Here is a 15039-nt window from a genome sequence, read left to right as displayed (position 1 = left end):
GCGGCCTGATCGCCGTACCGGCGCGTCCGGGTCAATGTGCCCTCGCCCGGCTGACGCAGAAGACTGCTGAATCCGACAGGAGCCCTCGTCGCATGAAAGGATCAGCGGCTACTGGACGACAGTGCCGGTGGAATGCACCACGGTTCCGGTGCTTTGGGTTCGCCCGCTGATGTCGATCTGCAGCTGGCTGCGCTGCAGGGGCGCTTCCAGTGCGTAGGAGAGCTCCAGAAGGGTGGATGATTGAATGCGGTGGATGAGGTCCTGGACGTCGGCCCTGTCATTGACCGTCACCCTCAGGCTCAGGTCGGGAGCTCTGGCTGTTCCTCTCAGCAGGACCGCGGAACTAATGACACCGGGGAGGGTGTTGATCCGGTTTTCGACGGCGGCGGCGAGGACGGACGGGTCGCAGAAGGTGAATCCCTGACTGCCGTCGTCATGGAGGCGGTAGGCGCCTGCCGTGTTTTTCCTTGGGATCTGGGCGGTAATCCACAGCAGCCCGAGCACCGCGATGATGACGCCAATGATCAGTAGGGTGGCCGCCACCCACGGCTGCGCAAAGAACGCGTGCAGGTCACCGGTGACGACGGACTCCCAAAAGCGGGCGGTGTTCAAAAGAGCATGCAGTGTCCCGTTGGACTGCAGGAGCAGAGCAGTGCCGACGGCCAGGACAAGGATGCCGAGAACTGCTAGCCAGATCCGGTTCAGGGTCCCTGCGGTCTGTCTCATCGGAAACCATCCTTCAAATAGTCGCGGCGGGCGGGTGCGCGAATAGTCTTAGTCTCTGGACCGGACCGTGGCGGTAACCTGCGGAACCGGGGAGAGCCCGGTTTCTTCCAGACGGGCCCGGACAGCCTCGATGATCCTGGTGCGCAGGTCCCCCGGCTCGTGCAGGGAAGTCTTCACGCTCAGGTGTACGCGCCGGGTGGTGGCTGTTGCTGCGGCCGAGCCGACACCGTCGATCTGCAGGCACCGGGCTTTCGCCAGGCGGGCGACGGCGCGGCGGGTCATCACTGTTTCCCGCTCCTGCACCGGCGGCGCCTCAGCCCCCGCGCCGCTGCGGGAATCATCGATTGTGAGGGCATTGAACCCTCCGGGAATGATGGCGCACAGCAACAGGATCACCCCCGCCACGATGGCGGCTATCCCGATCTGCCGGACGGCGGGGTCGTTCCACGCCAGCGCGGTGAGCCAGTCGCGCGGTCCCTGCAGGAGGGTGGGCCACGTGCCGTTGACTAGCCGGGTGATGGTCAGCCAGACCAAGGCGACGCCGACTGCCAGAAGCAGGGTTCCGGCGATGAGTGACGGGACGGCGCGGCTGGGACGGTGCCGCAGGCGCGACGACCGTTGGCCGTGCCGGCTCATAGCAACCTCCTTCGTCCGTTGGTCTCGGTGGTGAGCCACGAGATCCTGATGTCAACCTCGCGGACGTCAACTCCGGTCAACTCCGTCACCCTGGTCCTGATCCGGCCGCGCAGAGCCTCGGTGGCCTGGCGTAACGGCACCGGGTACAGCATCCCGACCTCGACCCTTAGAGTCGCGATGTTCCCGGCCAGTTCCACGGATGCCTTGGGCCGGGCGGAGAGGTCAGCACGGTTCCCGATGCCCAGAAATCCGCCGGAGGAACCGCCGGCGGAGGACTCGTCGCTGGCGACCTGGGCGGCGATTTTCTCGATCACCCTGGCTGCCAGGACGGTCTGGCCCCGCGTGCCCGTCTCGACGAAGTCCGGGCCGGCGTCCCCGTCCCCTGGCAACGGCAGGGCGTGGGCTCCTGGCGGGTTCATCGGCTCGATGCTCTACCGAACAGGGCCTGCAAGTCGAGTTTTCCTTCCGCGACCCGGCCGACCAGCAGTCCGATAAATCCGAGGATCACCGCGGACAGCAGCGCCAGCCAGCCACCGAAGCCCAGAACGATTCCCAGTACTAGTCCTATCGTCATGCACCAGCGTGTAGTAGACATAGCCATCCTTTTTCCTCATCGTCCCGTTCCCCTTGGCGGAGGGTTCTGCGACGGGTGGTTACTGCAGTTGGGTCTTCTGGACCTGCTGGTCGTCGTGTTCTTCGTCGGGCAGGTGGACATCGGTAACGTTGATGTTCACTTCGAGCACTTCCAGCCCGGTGGCGCGCTCAACGGACTGAATGATGTTGCGGCGGATGGCCTGGCTGACCTCCACCACGGAGAACCCGTAGTCGACGACGATGGAGACGTCGATGGCTGTCTGACGTTCGCCCTTTTCCACGCTGACGCCGCCGCTGACATTGGTCTGGGAACCGGGAATGCGTTCCGTCAGTGCACTGAACGCCCGCCGGCCAGCACTGCCCATGGCGTACACACCGGGAACCTCGCGGGTCGCTATGCCGGCCAGCTTCTGCACTACGGTTTCCTCGATCGTGGTGTCGCCGCGATCGGTGTGCAGTGCGTCCCTCGCCTTCACCTGTTCCAGCGCGCCGCCGCGCATCTGATCGTCGGGTGTGGCCATGACGCCGCTGGCAGTTCCGGGGGTTTTGGGTGTCTCTGTCATGGAAAACATCTCCTCGTGGACTGGTGATCGTACTTACACCGGTAAAGACGAAACCCGACAGGAATCGTCACGTGATGGCGCAGATTATTTTCTTCACTGGGCAACGGAGCCTCGGCATGGTTCCCGGCGTTGCCCGGCTGTGGCATATTTGGCCAGATACCGGTAAGTCACCGGACGGGATGGACAGCGCATGGGTGATCATGGCCCCGGCTTCGAACCGGACCTGGACGAAGGGAGCATCGTCGCCCGTGCCCAGGACGGCGACCTGGCAGCATTCGAACACCTGGTGCTCACTTATCAGTACAAAATTTTTCGGCTGGCGTATCGGATGCTCAACGACCATGGCGAAGCCGAAGACATCGTGCAGGAGACTCTGACAACGAGCTGGCGAGGTCTTCCCATGCTCGCTGACGTCGATGCATTCGGTGGCTGGATCTACCGGCTGGCGACGAACAAATGCCTGGACCTGCTGCGTAAGCGGTCCGCCCATGCCGTGAACTGCATCCAACCGGAGGACATGGACACCATACCCGAAGCCTGCGCCCGCGCGGTGCCGGCCGGTTCGGATCCGGCCCATGAGGCTGAATGGTCCGCCGAACAGGATGGCCTGACCGCAGTCCTAAACACGCTTCCCCCGGCACAGCGGGCCTGCTGGCTGCTGCGGGAAATGCACGGACGCAGTTACGCCGAGATTGGTGTCACACTGAAGATCAGCCCGACAGCAGTTCGCGGCACACTCGCCCGGGCACGGCACCAGATAGCAGGAGGGATGAGCGAATGGCGCTAGAAGACATCCCCCGGCTCGGCTGCGGCCGAAGCATCGACCGCATCTGGGCCACCATCGCCCGGCCACCCACCGCACACGAAGAACATTGTGAACAATGCCAAACTGCCAGGACCCGACTGCAAAGACTCGGCGAAGCAACCCGTTCACTGCGCGAAAGCGACCTTCACGATCCCGCACTGAAACCCCGTCCCGGGATCGAAAACGCCATCATGGATGTGGCTCGCGCTGAAGTCCGCCGCGGTAGCAGCATCCTCCTGCGCAGCGCAGACAACGGCACCACGGAGATCAGCGAACAGGCCCTGAGCTCCCTCATCCGCGTCGCGGCGGCAGCGATCCCCGGCGTCTACTCACGACGCTGCCGGATCGACATACGTTCCGCCACCGCCAGTCTCGCCGGTGAAGACCACCCCTCCGGGACCACCGGGACCGACGCCAATGATGGTCCTCGCCTCATCGTCAATCTTTGGGTGGCCGCCGCCCAGGGGATCGTCATCCCTCGGACAATGGAGGCGTTGCGACAAGAGATCAGCAACGCGCTTCCGGCCGGCGTCGGTATTGGCGCCGGAACCGTCAATATCACTGTTGAGGACCTTTACGATGTCTGACCAATCCCTCAAGGGCTCCATCATCACCAGCCGGCTCATCGCCTCCATCGCCACACGCACCACACTGGAAACACCCGGAGTCCTCAGACTTGAACCCACGATCCAAGGCTTCCTGGCGCGGCTCGGTCCCGCCGCCTTGCAAAACCTCCGCAATCCCGGCAGCCAGGACGGCACCTACCGGCAAAACGGCGTCACGGCGACAATCAGCGGCGGCACCGCACGCGTCCATCTCGATATCGCCACCGACATCGCCTACACCGCCCTCGACGTCGCCGAAACAGTTCGACGACGAGTGCGTGAAAACATAAGCCACACCGGCCTCACACCCGGCACGATCGACGTCACCATCCTCGCCATAGAGCCCCACCGCGGCGCAACAATGCTGTAGCCCGGGGGCATTAACCGGCTCCGCCACCCGCTCGCGCAGCCAGGGGGCCAACACCGCCGATCCCACCCGGCTGCCACCTTGTATTCAAAGCCAGCAGGGCGCCAGAGACCCGGCAGCACGGATTACAAAGGGAAGAGGCACAACAATGGAACTGGTTCAGCTCATCCTGATCATCGCCGGAATCGTCGTCGTCCTGGCGGTCCTGTCCGCGCTGATGTCTTTTGGCCGGCGCAGAGGTGAAAAACGGGTACATGACAAACGACGGGCCACGGACGGGGACACAACGGCCCAGGACCCCAACGAAGACCGCCGCGACCCATAACGGTTGCCATTTCTCACGCCCCTGCCCCGGTTGCGGCCCGGCACAGATCCCGCCCGAGCGGTCCGGGGGCACTTTGAGGGCGGCGGCACCGGTATCGCCGACCAAAACCGGCGTGTCCTCGTCAATGTGCCCCCGCCTGCCCGACGACGGCGGCTTCCCCGGACCAAAGAACAGCGCCCCGGCAGGCCCGGACGCTGTTCCCCTCGGGTGTATTGGGTGAAATGCTGTTGGTTAGAGCTGGTAATCAGCTACCGTGGTGATGTTCTCGTGCACGCAGAGAATATTGTGCTCCGAGTCCATGAACCAGGCGCACTTCTCGGAGTCCGTTGTGCAAATGTGGTTCTCGGTCTTGAGATCCGGGAGATCGTAGTCCTGGAACGTTACGCCCTTGGCTTCCATCTCCCTGACGGTGCGTTCGATCTCGCTGACTTCGAAACTCAGGGTGGTGTGCTCTGAATGCATCCCATCCTTGACTGGCATCAGCTGCAGCATGGGGCCGCCTTCTGAGCCGAACATTTCGCTTCCGTCCTCAGCCACGCCGTGGTGCGGGAGTCCCAAGGTGTCCGCGTAGAAATGCCGGGCACGCTCTGCATCATCGACTGGCAGGACTGTTGTGGCTTTACTGAGTACTAGGGACATTTCGCCACCTCCTACGAGCAAGATTTTACGCCGCAGCCCGGTGAAAAGAGCCCGCCAATTGCCCCCTCCACCACTGTTGCCCTATCACTTATGGCTGCTGTTCCGGGGTTTAAGCAGCCACAAATGATAGGGCAACGGGAAGGGGTTACTTTTCGACGAGGGTCAGGACGTCGTAGGTGGCCACGATTTCGTCGTTCTGGTTGGTCAGGACCGCGTCCCAGGCCACTTCGCCGTATTCGTCGGTCTCGCGAGGGGTGATCTTCTTGGCGGTCAGGGTGACCCGGATGGAGTCCCCGGCCGCCACGGGCGTGATGAAGCGCAGGTTCTCCAGCCCGTAGTTGGCCAGGACCGGGCCCGGCGCGGGCTCCACGAACAGGCCGGCGCCCCACGCCAGGAGCAGGTAGCCGTGCGCCACGATGCCCGGGAAGAACGGGTTGGCCGCCGCGGCTTCGGGGTTGGTGTGGGCATAGAAGGTGTCGCCCGTGGAGTTCGCGAACTTCGTGATTTCCTCCAGGGACACTTCGCGCAGCTCCGAGCGGATGGCGTCGCCGATGTGCAGTGTGGCGAGGGACTTCCGGAACGGGTGCTGGCCCTCGGTCTCGAGCGTGAAGTTGCGGTCCGCGCCCGTGTGCCAGACGCCCGTGACCGCGGTCAGCATGTTGGGCGAGCCCTGGATGGCGGTGCGCTGCATGTGGTGCATGACGGAGCGGATGCCGCCGAGCTCCTCGCCGCCGCCGGCACGGCCCGGTCCGCCGTGGACCAGATGCGGGACCGGGGAACCGTGACCGGTGGAGCTGCGGGCGTCCTCGCGGTTGAGCATGAGCACACGGCCGTGGTGGGCCGCGATCCCGGTGACCAGCTGCTGCGCCACGGCGGGATCGTTGGTGCAGACCGAGGCGACGAGCGAGCCGCCGCCGCGGGCGGCGAGCCGGACGGCGTCGGCCAGGTCGGTGTAGCCGATCACCGAGGACACCGGGCCGAAGGCCTCGAGCGAGTGGACTTCCTCGGCTTCCGGGTCGGCCCAGCTCAGCAGGACCGGGGACATGAAGGCGCCGCCGTCGACGACGCCGACGCTCCCGTCCGCGCTGGTGACCTTCGGCGAATCGAGCGTGCCGTAGGCAAGCTCGCCGCCGGCGTCGAGCATGGACTGGACGGCGGCGCGCACATCGGCGAGCTGCTCCCGGGAGGCCAGCGCGCCCATCGTGACGCCCTCCGCGCGGGGGTCACCGAGCACGACGCGTTCGCGGATGCGCTCCCCCACGGCGGCGATGACGTCCTGAACCTGCTCCTGCGGAACGATCGCGCGGCGGATCGAGGTGCATTTCTGCCCGGCTTTGGCCGTCATCTCGGTGACGAGGGACTTGATGAAGGCGTCGAATTCCGGCGTGCCTTTGACCGCATCCGGGCCCAGGATCGCGGCGTTGAGGGAGTCGGTCTCGGAGGTGAAGCGGACGCCGCCTTTGACCACGTTGGGGTGGGACTTCAAGGTGTTGGCGGTCGAGGCCGAGCCCGTGAACGCCACGAGGTCGCGGTAGTCCAGGTGGTCCAGCAGGGTGCGGACGGAGCCGGAAATAAGCTGCAGCGAGCCCTTGGGCAGGATGCCGGACTCGTCGATTGCCTTGACGACCGCCGCGGCCACGTAGCCGGTGGGGGTGGCGGGCTTGACGATGGTCGGGACGCCGGCGATGAAGGCCGGGGCAAGCTTCTCCAGCATGCCCCAGACCGGGAAGTTGAAGGCGTTGATCTGCACGGCAACGCCCGGGATGCGGGTGTAGATGTGTTCGCCGGCGAAGGAGCCGTCCTTGGACAGCACCTCCATGGGCCCGTCGACCACCACCTGGGAGTTAGGGAGCTCGCGGCGGCCCTTGGACCCGAACGTGAAGAGCACGCCGATGCCGCCGTCGATGTCGATCATGGAGTCGATCTTGGTGGCGCCAGTCTGCGCCGAAAGGGCGTAGAACTCCTCGCGCCGGCCATTGAGGTACTGCGCGAGCTCTTTGAGCTTGAGCGCGCGCTGGTGGAAGGTCAGCTTGCCGAGTTCCGCCTGCCCGGTGGTGCGGCCGTAGTCCACGACGGCGGCGAGGTCGAGTCCTTCGGTGCTCACCTTGGCCAGGAGTTCGCCGGTGCTGGCGTCCAGGACGGGCGCGGCGCCGGCGGCGGAGGCCGCGTCGGGAGTCCACCAGGAACCCCGGATGAAGCTGGGAACGATCTCTACGGTGTCTACTGTGGGTACGACTGTGGTGGTCATCGTTGACGGGTCCTTCCAACGCGGGGCAAGATCAACACGGCCAGCATTACTGACCGTCCGTTCGGTAATATGTCTACAGTACATGAATGAGGCTTGCCGCACACTAGCTACGGCAGCACAGACCGGCCAGGCCATTGGCCGGCCGGCAACGAAGGAGACGCTATGACGCCCGAGACCGGCAGCACCGAGTTGTGGAAGATCACCCTCGGGGAACTCGACGAGAAGATGGGCGTGAAGATCGTCGAGGAGTCCGTGGACCGCGTGGTGGCGACCATGCCGGTCGAGGGCAACCGGCAGTCGTTCGGGCTCCTTCACGGCGGCGCCTCGCTGGCCGTGGGCGAGGCCGTGGGATCCTGGGCCGCCGTGATCCACGCCAGCACCCTAGGCAAGACGGCCGTGGGCGTCGACGTCTCGGCCACGCACCACAAGTCGGCCCGCGAGGGGACCATCACGATCACGGCAACCCCCATCCACCTTGGCGGTACCCTGACCACCCACGAGGTCCTGATCACCAACGAGGCCGGCCAGCGGCTCTGCACGCTGCGGATCACCAACCTGCTGCTGGACCGCAAGTCCTGACGACCGAGTTCGCACCCCGGGGTTCCGTCCCGCACCCCTGAGGTCGCCCCAGACTTGCGGGGTCGCCGTAACCGTACGGCGACCCCGCAGCTTTCCGGCGAGCTGGGGCCCGGGCCCGCCTACACCGCTCTCCCCGCGTGATGTAGGGCCGATCGACCCGGAAGGCCCAACGACCGGACTGTTAGCTTGGAAGTGCTGAGTTGCCCGGCACCGCTGGGCGCAACCGGTCACACCGGAAGGGACCCATCATGCTCTCAGACACCTCACTTCCCGTCATCAAGGCAACGCTTCCCGTGGTCGGCGAGCACATCGAGGAGATCGCCAAGCGCTTCTACAAACATATGTTCGAGGCGCGGCCGGACCTCCTGGACGGCCTCTTCAACCGGGGGAACCAGGCGGACGGCCGCCAGCAGCAGGCGCTCGCCGGATCCATCGCGGCGTTCGCCGGCATGCTCGTGGACAAACCGGATCAGGTCCCGGACCATCTGCTCTCCCGCGTGGCCCACAAACACGTCTCGCTGGGGCTAAGCCCGGACCAATACCAGGTTGTCCACGACCACCTCATGTGGGCGATCGTGGATGTCCTCGGGGATGCTGTCACCCCGGAGGTCGCCGCCGCCTGGGATGAGGTCTACTGGCTGATGGGGAACCTGCTCATCAACAAGGAACGCGGACTGTACAACGCCGTGCACCTCTCCCCCGAGACCATATGGCGGACGTGGCGGGTGGTGCGGCGGATCCAGGAGACGGACGACGTTGTCTCCTTCGTCGTCGAACGGACCGACGAGCGCGACGTCAAGCCGTCCCTGCCGGGGCAGTATGTGACCATCAAGATGGCCATGCCCGACGGCGTACACCAGCCCCGGCAATACAGCCTCACCAAGGCCGACGACGGGCAGCACCGGCAGTTCGCGGTGAAGCGCGTCCACGGGCTCGCGACTCCCGACGGCGAGATGTCCACGCTGCTCCACAACGATGTCCAGGTGGGCGACGAGGTGGTGCTCTCGGCACCGTTCGGCGACGTGGTGCTGGAGTACACGGACAGGCCGCTGGTCATGGCCAGCGCGGGGATTGGGATCACCCCGATGGCCGGGATGCTGTCGCACCTGGTGAAGTCCGGCTCCCAGCGCCAGGTGATGCTCCTCCATGCCGATGACAGCGAGGCGTCCTTTCCGCTCCAGGCGCAGGTCCGGGAGGATCTCGCGACGCTGGCGGACGGGACCTTGAAGACGTGGTTCCTGACTCCCGCGGAGGCCGGAGAGTCGTCCGGCTCCGTGTTCTCCGGGTTCATGGACGTCAGCGCGGTGGAGCTCCCCGACGACGCCGAGTACTACCTCTGCGGTCCCCTGCCGTTCCTGAAGTCGGTGCGCAGCGCCCTGATTGCCGGCGGCGTCCCTGCCAAGGACATTCAATACGAGGTTTTCGGCCCGGATCTCTGGCTGGCTGACTTCCAGTAGCCGCCCTAGCTAACGCACCGCCCGACGCCGGGCGAAGATCACGAAGGCCGCGCCCAGCAGCAAGGCACCGGCGCCGGGACCGGCGGCGTACAACAGCCCTCCGGCGCCCGTGCTGGCCAGCTGGTTTGCGCTGCCCGCGGGCGTGCCGCCCACCGTGACAGAGGCGTCCGACGGCGGGACGGTAGACGGCGCAACGGGAACCTGCGCCGGAACTGGCGACTGCGCAGGAGTTCCGGGCTGCTGGACGGCCGGCTGCTGGGGAGCCGCCGGGACTGGCGGGATGACGGTGAAACTGCTGGTCGCGGAGGGGCTGTCCGTCTGGCCCGGAGCCGTCAGCACCGCGGTCACCGACACTTTCCCGAAGACCGGCTGATCGGCCACGTTGATGCTCCAGCGGCCGTCTGGTGCGACCAGTCCGGTCCCGGTGAAGTCACCGGAGAGCCGCACCGTACGGCCGGGCTCCCCCGTTCCCTCAATCGTTTCAACGGCGGTCAGCCCAGGGCCGCCCGTCCGGGCGTCTGCCGGAGCCGTGATGACCGGGGCCGCGAGGCCGGAGACCTTCACGGACAGCGAGACCGCTCCGGAGCGGCTGAAGCCGTTCACGGTTTCCGCGGAAAACGTGAAGGAACCGCCCCACTCGGGTGCGGGGAACTGCCAGTTTCCTGACGCGTCCACCGGCACTTCCAACGGCTGGCCCGGCTTCTGGTCCGGGTTTGAGCTTTGGACGGTGATGCGGACCTTGGAATTCGGCGCCACCACGGAGGCCGGCCCGGCATCCACGTGGCCCGTGATGGGCTCGCCGGCTGTGAGGGTTTCGTTGGCGGCCGCGGCGAGGGTCGGCTTGTTCAGGAACAGCTGCAGCTGGACTCCTCCGGGGATGCGGCCGGTGGCGTCCTCGAGCGTCGTCGCGATGGCGCGGGTCTGGACGCCGCCGTCGCTTTCCGCCCCGGTGTGCGTGCCCACCGCGAAGTTCCCACTGATCCACGGGCCGCCCGAGTCGCCGGGGCGGGACTTGACCGTGGTGGAGTCAAAGCCGTTCAGCGCCCGGAGATCGTTGTCGTAGTCCGGCGGCAGGGAGTCCGGACCGGCGATGACCCACGTTCCCACGGAGTCCACGGTTCCGCACGACCAGCCGAGGCTCCGGCCGGAGCGGCACACGGGCTGGCCCTGGAAGGGAGCCACGGTTCCCACGATCTTCACGGAGGTCGGCCCAGGATCGGCGGGGTTGTCCCACCGGGTGACGGCGGGCTGGAGGTCCAGGCCGCTTCTGATGCCTTGGAGGACGGCGATGTCCGTGCCCACATTGGTCCCGTCCGAGGCAACCTTGGTGTTGCCCGGACCGCCGAACTGGCTGAACCCGAAGGAGCCCAGGGTTCCCGCGGCTGCGCCGGAACCGGCTCCGCCGGCCGCCGGCGCACCCGCCGGGTTTTCAATCTCGGCCTGTTTCGCGGCGCCGTCAGCGGCGCAGTGCCCGGCCGTCAGGACCACGGGGTCGCCCGCGGGGCCGAAGGCTCCGAACCCGGCCGAGCACACGGTCCGGCCGTCAATGATGTAGCCCTCACCGCCAAAGTAATCCTCTTCCGTGGCGATCCGGGATCCTTGCTCCAGCGCTACGTTGGCGTAACGGGCCACAAAGTCCGCTGCGGACATCTTCGGCTTAGTGCCCGGCGCTGTCGCCGGCGTTGTGTCCGGGCCGGCGAGCAGGCCGGCGCTGGAGGCCGGCCCGGTTTGCGCCGTGGTGGTGCCGCCGGTTCGGATGACGAAGTGGCCGTTGGCGTAGGTGACAGCCTGGAGCCCGGCGGCGCCGACGTCGCGGACATAGGCCTCGAACAGTTGCTGCGTGCTGGAGGCAAGGAGCTCGGCGGCCGTGGGGACCACGGCCGCGGATGCAGGGGCGGCCAGCACGAAATCGGCAGGGCCGGCCTGATTTAGATGGTCCACGCCATTCATTTGGTCCACGCGGTTCAGTTCCGCCACACGGGCCCGGAGCTCGGGGCCGTCGCCCTCGACGACGATCGTGCCGCCGTGGAGGCTCATCCCCACATAGCCGGGGAGCGCACGGAGGGAGGGTGCGGCGTCGGCGGCCCGCCGGGCTAGGGCCCCCGCGGCGTTGAATTCCGCGAGGGTCATGCCAAGGTCCCGCTGCACGGCTTCGGCGAGGCCGGCACCGCTGATGGGCGCCGTGGCAGGCGCCGGAGCAGAGTCAGCCGGAGCAGAGTCAGGCGCAGAAGACGCAGCCGAAGGCTCAGCCGGGGAAGACGCGGCCGGCGCCGCCGCCGCCGTCGTCGTCGTTGGGAGCGGCGAGGGCGAGGTTGAAGGTGACGGCTCGGCCGGGACCGGCGCCGGCGTTCCCGCACCGGTTTCGGCCACCGCCGGCATGGCCGACACAGTTCCGGCGGACACGGTAGCGGCAAGCGCGATCGCGAGGGCAGCGGCGGCACGCACCATCAGCTGGAACTTCGGAGTCTTCACCCGGTTACTCTAGCGTCCCAATTTGGCCAGGATGGCCGTCAACTCCCGGTCCGTTATGCCATTGTGGCGTAAGAAATTTTCGGTCTTCACGTGGCGAACGAACCGCAGCAGGCTTTCGCCGCGGGATTCCAGCAGGGGCACCAAGACGTCCTCGGGCAGGAAGCGTTCGTGCGGATGCGGGACGGCGGAGCGCCCGTGATGCTCGTTGATGCCCCGCATGGAGCGCTGGTAGGCACGCACAATGGCTTCGTCGCTGTGCCCCGCGAGGTCCTGGAGCATGGCGGCGATCATGCCGCTCCGGTCCCGCCCGGCGGAGCAATGGATGATCACCCCGCCCTCCGCGGCGGCCACCGCTTTGAAGACGCCGGCCAGCAGGTCCGGGAACAGCCTGGCGTTGTCGGCATAGGATGCGGGGTCGTTCAGGTACGGCGCGCAGAGTTCACGGAATTCGCTGTTTGCCGGGTCTTCGGTGGGAGCCAGCACGACGTCGAAGGCCGCCAGGGCTGCTTCGTCCACCGGCGGGTCGGTCTCCCGGCGCCGGATTTCGGCCTCATTGCGGAGGTCGACGACGGTCCGGATGCCGTGGTCGTACGCCTGCCGCCAGCCGGTCTCGGTCAGCCATTCGCGGCGTCCCATGCGGTAGACGTCCCCGGCCACGTGCCAGGCGTTGACCGCGCCCTCCCAGCGCATCGCTCTGTGCACCGCCATCCCTTTGGCTTGGCCACCCGACGCGGTAGGAATCGTCATCCTGAAAGCTAATCACACGCCCCGGCGCGGATCCACGGCAGGATTCCCAAAAGACATACACAATGGGAATATTGGCATGGTGCGGGTTCCCGCTTCCGCAGAGTAGCGGAGCACCCGGTAGCCGCCGGACTCCTTTTCAGTTCGCCTGCCGCCGGGACTGGCACCCCTTCGCGATGCGATTTCAAAGCATGGGCCCTGAAGCCAGCGTGTTACTGAGGAGAACACCATGGGGAGTCTGAAACTTCGACGCCGGCGAACGGCCCTGGCAGCCGGTCTCGCCGCCCTGGCAATGGCGGCCGGTTTGGCGGGGGTGCCGGCGCAGGCGGTGGGCACGACCACGTACATCGCGCTGGGAGACTCCTACGCCGCCGGGCTGGGGGCCGGTCCGTATCTGGATAGTTGTTACCGCAGCGAGAACACCTATTCCGAGCTCGCTGCCCACGCGCCAACCATCAAGCTGGTCGCCAACGCGGCCTGCAGCGGCAAGACGACCCAGGACGTCGTGAACACCCAGCTGAGGCAGCTGAACAAGACCACCGACCTCGTCACCATCACAGCTGGCGGCAACAATCTCCGGTTTGGGGCAATCCTTGCGTACTGCAGTGCCGCCATGGTCAGTCCCGTCGCGGGGCGGCAGTGCGCCGCGGCGACGGACTTCGCGGAGGGCGAGATCTCCAGCCATAAACTGGACGGTGACGTGACCGCGATGATTCAGAGCGTGAAGGCTGCCGCCCCCAACGCCAGGGTTGTTGTGACGGGCTACCCCTACCTCTATGATCCGGTCGCCCCGGGTCAGACTGATCCGATGTCTCTGTTCATCTATAAAGCCACACACCTGGCTGACGGCCTGAACGGCTCCATCGCCGCCGCGGCCGGGGCCGCCGGAGCGGAGTACGTCGATGTACGGGCCGCTTTCGCCGGTCACGGCGTCAATTCCGCGGCCCCGTGGATCAATCTCAACCTTTTGGCCCCGGCCAGTCCCGAAAACTACCACCCGAACGCCAAGGGCTACGAGGCATACTTCGCCTCGCTGAGCGCGGCCAAGGCCTACTCGACCCGCTGACGCCGTCTGGCCAGCCGGGCCTCGAGGCCGTTGCGGACCATGGGCCACTCGTGCTCGAGGATGGAGAAGACCACCGTGTCCCGCAGGACGCCGTCGGCGGTGCGGGAGTGGCTGCGCAGGACACCGTCCTGCTTGGCTCCCAGCCGGGCGATCGCCTCGCGGGACTGGTGGTTGAGCCAGTGTGTCCGGAATTCGACCGCCGGGCACCCGAGCGTTTCGAAGGCGTGCCGCAGCATCAGGAGCTTGGAGTCTGGGTTGGTGCCGCTGCCGTGCGCGGAGGCGGCGTTCCAGGTGGATCCGATCTCGACGCGCGGCGTGACCGGATCGATGTTCATGTAGGTGGTCATGCCGATGACCGCGCCGGGTGTGCCGGTGGCCGGATCGATCAGCCGCGTGGCGAACGGCAGCATGGATCCCTGCTCCTGGAGCGTGAGCCGGCGGTCAATCTCCGCGGCCATCCCCTCCGGCTCGGGGACGCCGGTGTACCAGAGCTTCCACAGTTCGCCGTCGCGCACCGCGTCCACGAGGCCGTCGTGGTGGTCCTGGCTCAGCGGTTCCAGGACGACATATTTTCCGGTGAGCGTGATGGGATGAATGCGGTTCACGGGACCATCCTAGGTGCGGGACATGGCGGTTTGCCGGATCACGGGCGGCCCGGAGCCAGGTTCGGTCCCAAAGCCGGGCCTTCTGGATAGGCTGGGGCCCATGATCACAGTCACCGGTACGGTCCGCTCCGCCCTGGATGCCAGTAACGCCTTCGCATACCTCGCCGCTTTCGAGCACACGCCGGAATGGGACCCCGGGACGCCGGTGGTCAAGAAGCTCTCCGACGGCCCGGTGGCTGTGGGCCACCGCTATCACGCCGAAGCGGAGTTTCGCGGCAAGCGGCAGACGCTGATCTACGAGGTCGTGGAGCTGGCCGGGACCCGCATCACACTGCGTGGCGAAAACAAGTCTGTCATCTCCGTGGACACGATCGACGTCATGCCTTCGGGCTCCGGATCCGAAGTCCGGTACACCGCAGAATTCCAGCTCAAAGGATGGCTCAAGCCTGCCGAACCGTTCGTCAGGCCGGCCTTCCAGTCACTTGCGGCTCCGGCCATGGACGGCATGAAGAAGGCGTTGGACGCGCGGGCATCAAGGTAGTCCGCGCCGGCCCGGCCAGTCGTTCAACGCCGATCAGTCGTTCAGGGCACGGTCGGCAGTCCCGGCC

The 15039-nt window shown here is 66.5% G+C and carries 19 protein-coding genes; 9 read left to right on the top strand and 10 right to left on the bottom strand.

Translation table 11 applies throughout. The features are described 5' to 3' along the window. Positions 1-108: 108 nt before the first annotated feature. The 5 genes from BLR03_RS06945 to BLR03_RS06925 form a co-directional block, all read right to left on the bottom strand. A complete protein-coding gene (locus tag BLR03_RS06945) occupies positions 109-726 on the bottom strand; it encodes an Asp23/Gls24 family envelope stress response protein (protein ID WP_091251137.1) in 618 nt (205 codons plus the stop codon). A 48-nt stretch (positions 727-774) separates the two neighbouring features. Then, the gene (locus tag BLR03_RS06940; protein WP_091251135.1) at positions 775-1362 is read right to left on the bottom strand and encodes a DUF6286 domain-containing protein; all 588 of its coding nucleotides are present in this window, start codon (positions 1360-1362) and stop codon (positions 775-777) included. Further along, positions 1359-1781 (bottom strand): Asp23/Gls24 family envelope stress response protein, encoded by a 423-nt coding sequence (locus BLR03_RS06935; RefSeq protein ID WP_139184472.1) that lies wholly within the window; start codon positions 1779-1781, stop codon positions 1359-1361. The genes BLR03_RS06940 and BLR03_RS06935 overlap by 4 nt, the downstream gene beginning before the upstream one ends. Further along, entirely contained in the window at positions 1778-1936 is a 159-nt protein-coding gene (locus BLR03_RS06930) for a hypothetical protein (protein WP_254788234.1), read from the bottom strand. Before BLR03_RS06930 ends, BLR03_RS06935 begins: the two co-directional genes overlap by 4 nt. 79 nt (positions 1937-2015) lie before the next feature. Then, positions 2016-2456 carry an Asp23/Gls24 family envelope stress response protein gene (locus BLR03_RS06925; protein ID WP_254788252.1) on the bottom strand — a complete coding sequence of 147 codons (441 nt, stop codon included), beginning with the start codon at positions 2454-2456 and terminating at the stop codon, positions 2016-2018. Positions 2457-2709: 253 nt separating this feature from the next. On the opposite strand from BLR03_RS06925, the gene BLR03_RS06920 reads away from it, so the two are divergent. From BLR03_RS06920 to BLR03_RS24320, 4 genes are all read left to right on the top strand, one after another. Then, a complete protein-coding gene (locus tag BLR03_RS06920) occupies positions 2710-3306 on the top strand; it encodes an RNA polymerase sigma factor (RefSeq protein ID WP_091251127.1) in 597 nt (198 codons plus the stop codon). Next, positions 3297-3911, top strand: a complete 615-nt coding sequence (locus tag BLR03_RS06915) for an Asp23/Gls24 family envelope stress response protein (RefSeq protein ID WP_091251125.1) — start codon at positions 3297-3299, stop codon at positions 3909-3911. The genes BLR03_RS06920 and BLR03_RS06915 overlap by 10 nt, the downstream gene beginning before the upstream one ends. Continuing rightward, positions 3904-4299, top strand: coding sequence for an Asp23/Gls24 family envelope stress response protein (locus tag BLR03_RS06910; RefSeq protein WP_091251123.1), 396 nt, complete (start codon positions 3904-3906; stop codon positions 4297-4299). Before BLR03_RS06915 ends, BLR03_RS06910 begins: the two co-directional genes overlap by 8 nt. A gap of 145 nt (positions 4300-4444) precedes the next feature. Next, positions 4445-4621, top strand: coding sequence for a hypothetical protein (locus BLR03_RS24320; RefSeq protein WP_175460432.1), 177 nt, complete (start codon positions 4445-4447; stop codon positions 4619-4621). A 231-nt stretch (positions 4622-4852) separates the two neighbouring features. Here BLR03_RS24320 and BLR03_RS06905 read toward each other — a convergent pair whose 3' ends face one another. Together BLR03_RS06905 and paaZ are read right to left on the bottom strand one after the other, a co-directional pair. Beyond that, the gene (locus BLR03_RS06905; RefSeq protein WP_091251121.1) at positions 4853-5260 is read right to left on the bottom strand and encodes a VOC family protein; all 408 of its coding nucleotides are present in this window, start codon (positions 5258-5260) and stop codon (positions 4853-4855) included. 145 nt (positions 5261-5405) lie between these two features. Next, positions 5406-7508: a phenylacetic acid degradation bifunctional protein PaaZ gene (paaZ, locus tag BLR03_RS06900; protein WP_091251119.1), complete on the bottom strand. Its 2103-nt coding sequence runs from the start codon at positions 7506-7508 to the stop codon at positions 5406-5408. Between the two features lie 162 nt (positions 7509-7670). Here paaZ and BLR03_RS06895 point away from each other — a divergent pair, with 162 nt between their 5' ends. Together BLR03_RS06895 and BLR03_RS06890 are read left to right on the top strand one after the other, a co-directional pair. Beyond that, entirely contained in the window at positions 7671-8087 is a 417-nt protein-coding gene (locus BLR03_RS06895) for a PaaI family thioesterase (protein WP_091251117.1), read from the top strand. Positions 8088-8335: 248 nt separating this feature from the next. Beyond that, positions 8336-9544 (top strand): globin domain-containing protein, encoded by a 1209-nt coding sequence (locus BLR03_RS06890; protein ID WP_091251115.1) that lies wholly within the window; start codon positions 8336-8338, stop codon positions 9542-9544. Positions 9545-9553: 9 nt separating this feature from the next. On the opposite strand, the gene BLR03_RS06885 is transcribed toward BLR03_RS06890, so the two are convergent. Further along, positions 9554-11674, bottom strand: a complete 2121-nt coding sequence (locus tag BLR03_RS06885) for a S1 family peptidase (protein ID WP_091251113.1) — start codon at positions 11672-11674, stop codon at positions 9554-9556. 43 nt (positions 11675-11717) lie between these two features. On the opposite strand from BLR03_RS06885, the gene BLR03_RS06880 reads away from it, so the two are divergent. Further along, complete coding sequence (locus BLR03_RS06880) at positions 11718-12029, top strand: hypothetical protein (protein ID WP_091251111.1); 312 nt, start codon at positions 11718-11720, stop codon at positions 12027-12029. On the opposite strand, the gene BLR03_RS06875 is transcribed toward BLR03_RS06880, so the two are convergent. Then, on the bottom strand, positions 12026-12706 hold the full coding sequence (locus BLR03_RS06875) for a tyrosine-protein phosphatase (protein ID WP_091251109.1): 681 nt from the start codon (positions 12704-12706) through the stop codon (positions 12026-12028). The genes BLR03_RS06880 and BLR03_RS06875 overlap by 4 nt on opposite strands. Before the next feature lie 283 nt (positions 12707-12989). Between BLR03_RS06875 and BLR03_RS06870 the strand changes: the two genes are divergently transcribed. Further along, entirely contained in the window at positions 12990-13826 is an 837-nt protein-coding gene (locus BLR03_RS06870) for an SGNH/GDSL hydrolase family protein (RefSeq protein WP_091251107.1), read from the top strand. Here the strand turns inward: BLR03_RS06870 and BLR03_RS06865 are convergent. Then, positions 13811-14431 (bottom strand): GNAT family N-acetyltransferase, encoded by a 621-nt coding sequence (locus BLR03_RS06865; RefSeq protein ID WP_091251105.1) that lies wholly within the window; start codon positions 14429-14431, stop codon positions 13811-13813. The two genes, BLR03_RS06870 and BLR03_RS06865, sit on opposite strands and share 16 nt — an antisense overlap. Positions 14432-14531: 100 nt before the next feature. Here BLR03_RS06865 and BLR03_RS06860 point away from each other — a divergent pair, with 100 nt between their 5' ends. Then, complete coding sequence (locus tag BLR03_RS06860) at positions 14532-14972, top strand: SRPBCC family protein (RefSeq protein ID WP_091251103.1); 441 nt, start codon at positions 14532-14534, stop codon at positions 14970-14972. Positions 14973-15039: the final 67 nt, after the last annotated feature.

Origin of the sequence: Arthrobacter sp. ok909 (assembly GCF_900104405.1) — a bacterium.
Lineage (GTDB): Bacteria > Actinomycetota > Actinomycetes > Actinomycetales > Micrococcaceae > Arthrobacter > Arthrobacter humicola.
The sequence above is the reverse complement of the archived record's forward strand: the minus strand, read 5'-3'. Positions and strand labels throughout refer to the sequence as shown.

Excerpts from the sequence above, each read along its gene's own strand:
- BLR03_RS06920 (WP_091251127.1), top strand. The coding sequence starts at position 2,710 with ATGGGTGATCATGGCCCCGGCTTCGAACCGGACCTGGACGAAGGGAGC.
- BLR03_RS06940 (WP_091251135.1), bottom strand. The coding sequence starts at position 1,362 with ATGAGCCGGCACGGCCAACGGTCGTCGCGCCTGCGGCACCGTCCCAGC.
- BLR03_RS06935 (WP_139184472.1), bottom strand. The coding sequence starts at position 1,781 with ATGAACCCGCCAGGAGCCCACGCCCTGCCGTTGCCAGGGGACGGGGAC.
- BLR03_RS06870 (WP_091251107.1), top strand. The coding sequence starts at position 12,990 with ATGGGGAGTCTGAAACTTCGACGCCGGCGAACGGCCCTGGCAGCCGGT.
- BLR03_RS06860 (WP_091251103.1), top strand. The coding sequence starts at position 14,532 with ATGATCACAGTCACCGGTACGGTCCGCTCCGCCCTGGATGCCAGTAAC.
- BLR03_RS06880 (WP_091251111.1), top strand. The coding sequence starts at position 11,718 with ATGGGCGCCGTGGCAGGCGCCGGAGCAGAGTCAGCCGGAGCAGAGTCA.
- BLR03_RS06915 (WP_091251125.1), top strand. The coding sequence starts at position 3,297 with ATGGCGCTAGAAGACATCCCCCGGCTCGGCTGCGGCCGAAGCATCGAC.
- BLR03_RS06910 (WP_091251123.1), top strand. The coding sequence starts at position 3,904 with ATGTCTGACCAATCCCTCAAGGGCTCCATCATCACCAGCCGGCTCATC.
- BLR03_RS06925 (WP_254788252.1), bottom strand. The coding sequence starts at position 2,456 with ATGCGCGGCGGCGCGCTGGAACAGGTGAAGGCGAGGGACGCACTGCAC.
- BLR03_RS06885 (WP_091251113.1), bottom strand. The coding sequence starts at position 11,674 with ATGACCCTCGCGGAATTCAACGCCGCGGGGGCCCTAGCCCGGCGGGCC.
- BLR03_RS06905 (WP_091251121.1), bottom strand. The coding sequence starts at position 5,260 with ATGTCCCTAGTACTCAGTAAAGCCACAACAGTCCTGCCAGTCGATGAT.
- BLR03_RS06930 (WP_254788234.1), bottom strand. The coding sequence starts at position 1,936 with ATGACGATAGGACTAGTACTGGGAATCGTTCTGGGCTTCGGTGGCTGG.
- BLR03_RS06875 (WP_091251109.1), bottom strand. The coding sequence starts at position 12,706 with ATGCGCTGGGAGGGCGCGGTCAACGCCTGGCACGTGGCCGGGGACGTC.
- paaZ (WP_091251119.1), bottom strand. The coding sequence starts at position 7,508 with ATGACCACCACAGTCGTACCCACAGTAGACACCGTAGAGATCGTTCCC.
- BLR03_RS06895 (WP_091251117.1), top strand. The coding sequence starts at position 7,671 with ATGACGCCCGAGACCGGCAGCACCGAGTTGTGGAAGATCACCCTCGGG.
- BLR03_RS06945 (WP_091251137.1), bottom strand. The coding sequence starts at position 726 with ATGAGACAGACCGCAGGGACCCTGAACCGGATCTGGCTAGCAGTTCTC.
- BLR03_RS24320 (WP_175460432.1), top strand. The coding sequence starts at position 4,445 with ATGGAACTGGTTCAGCTCATCCTGATCATCGCCGGAATCGTCGTCGTC.
- BLR03_RS06890 (WP_091251115.1), top strand. The coding sequence starts at position 8,336 with ATGCTCTCAGACACCTCACTTCCCGTCATCAAGGCAACGCTTCCCGTG.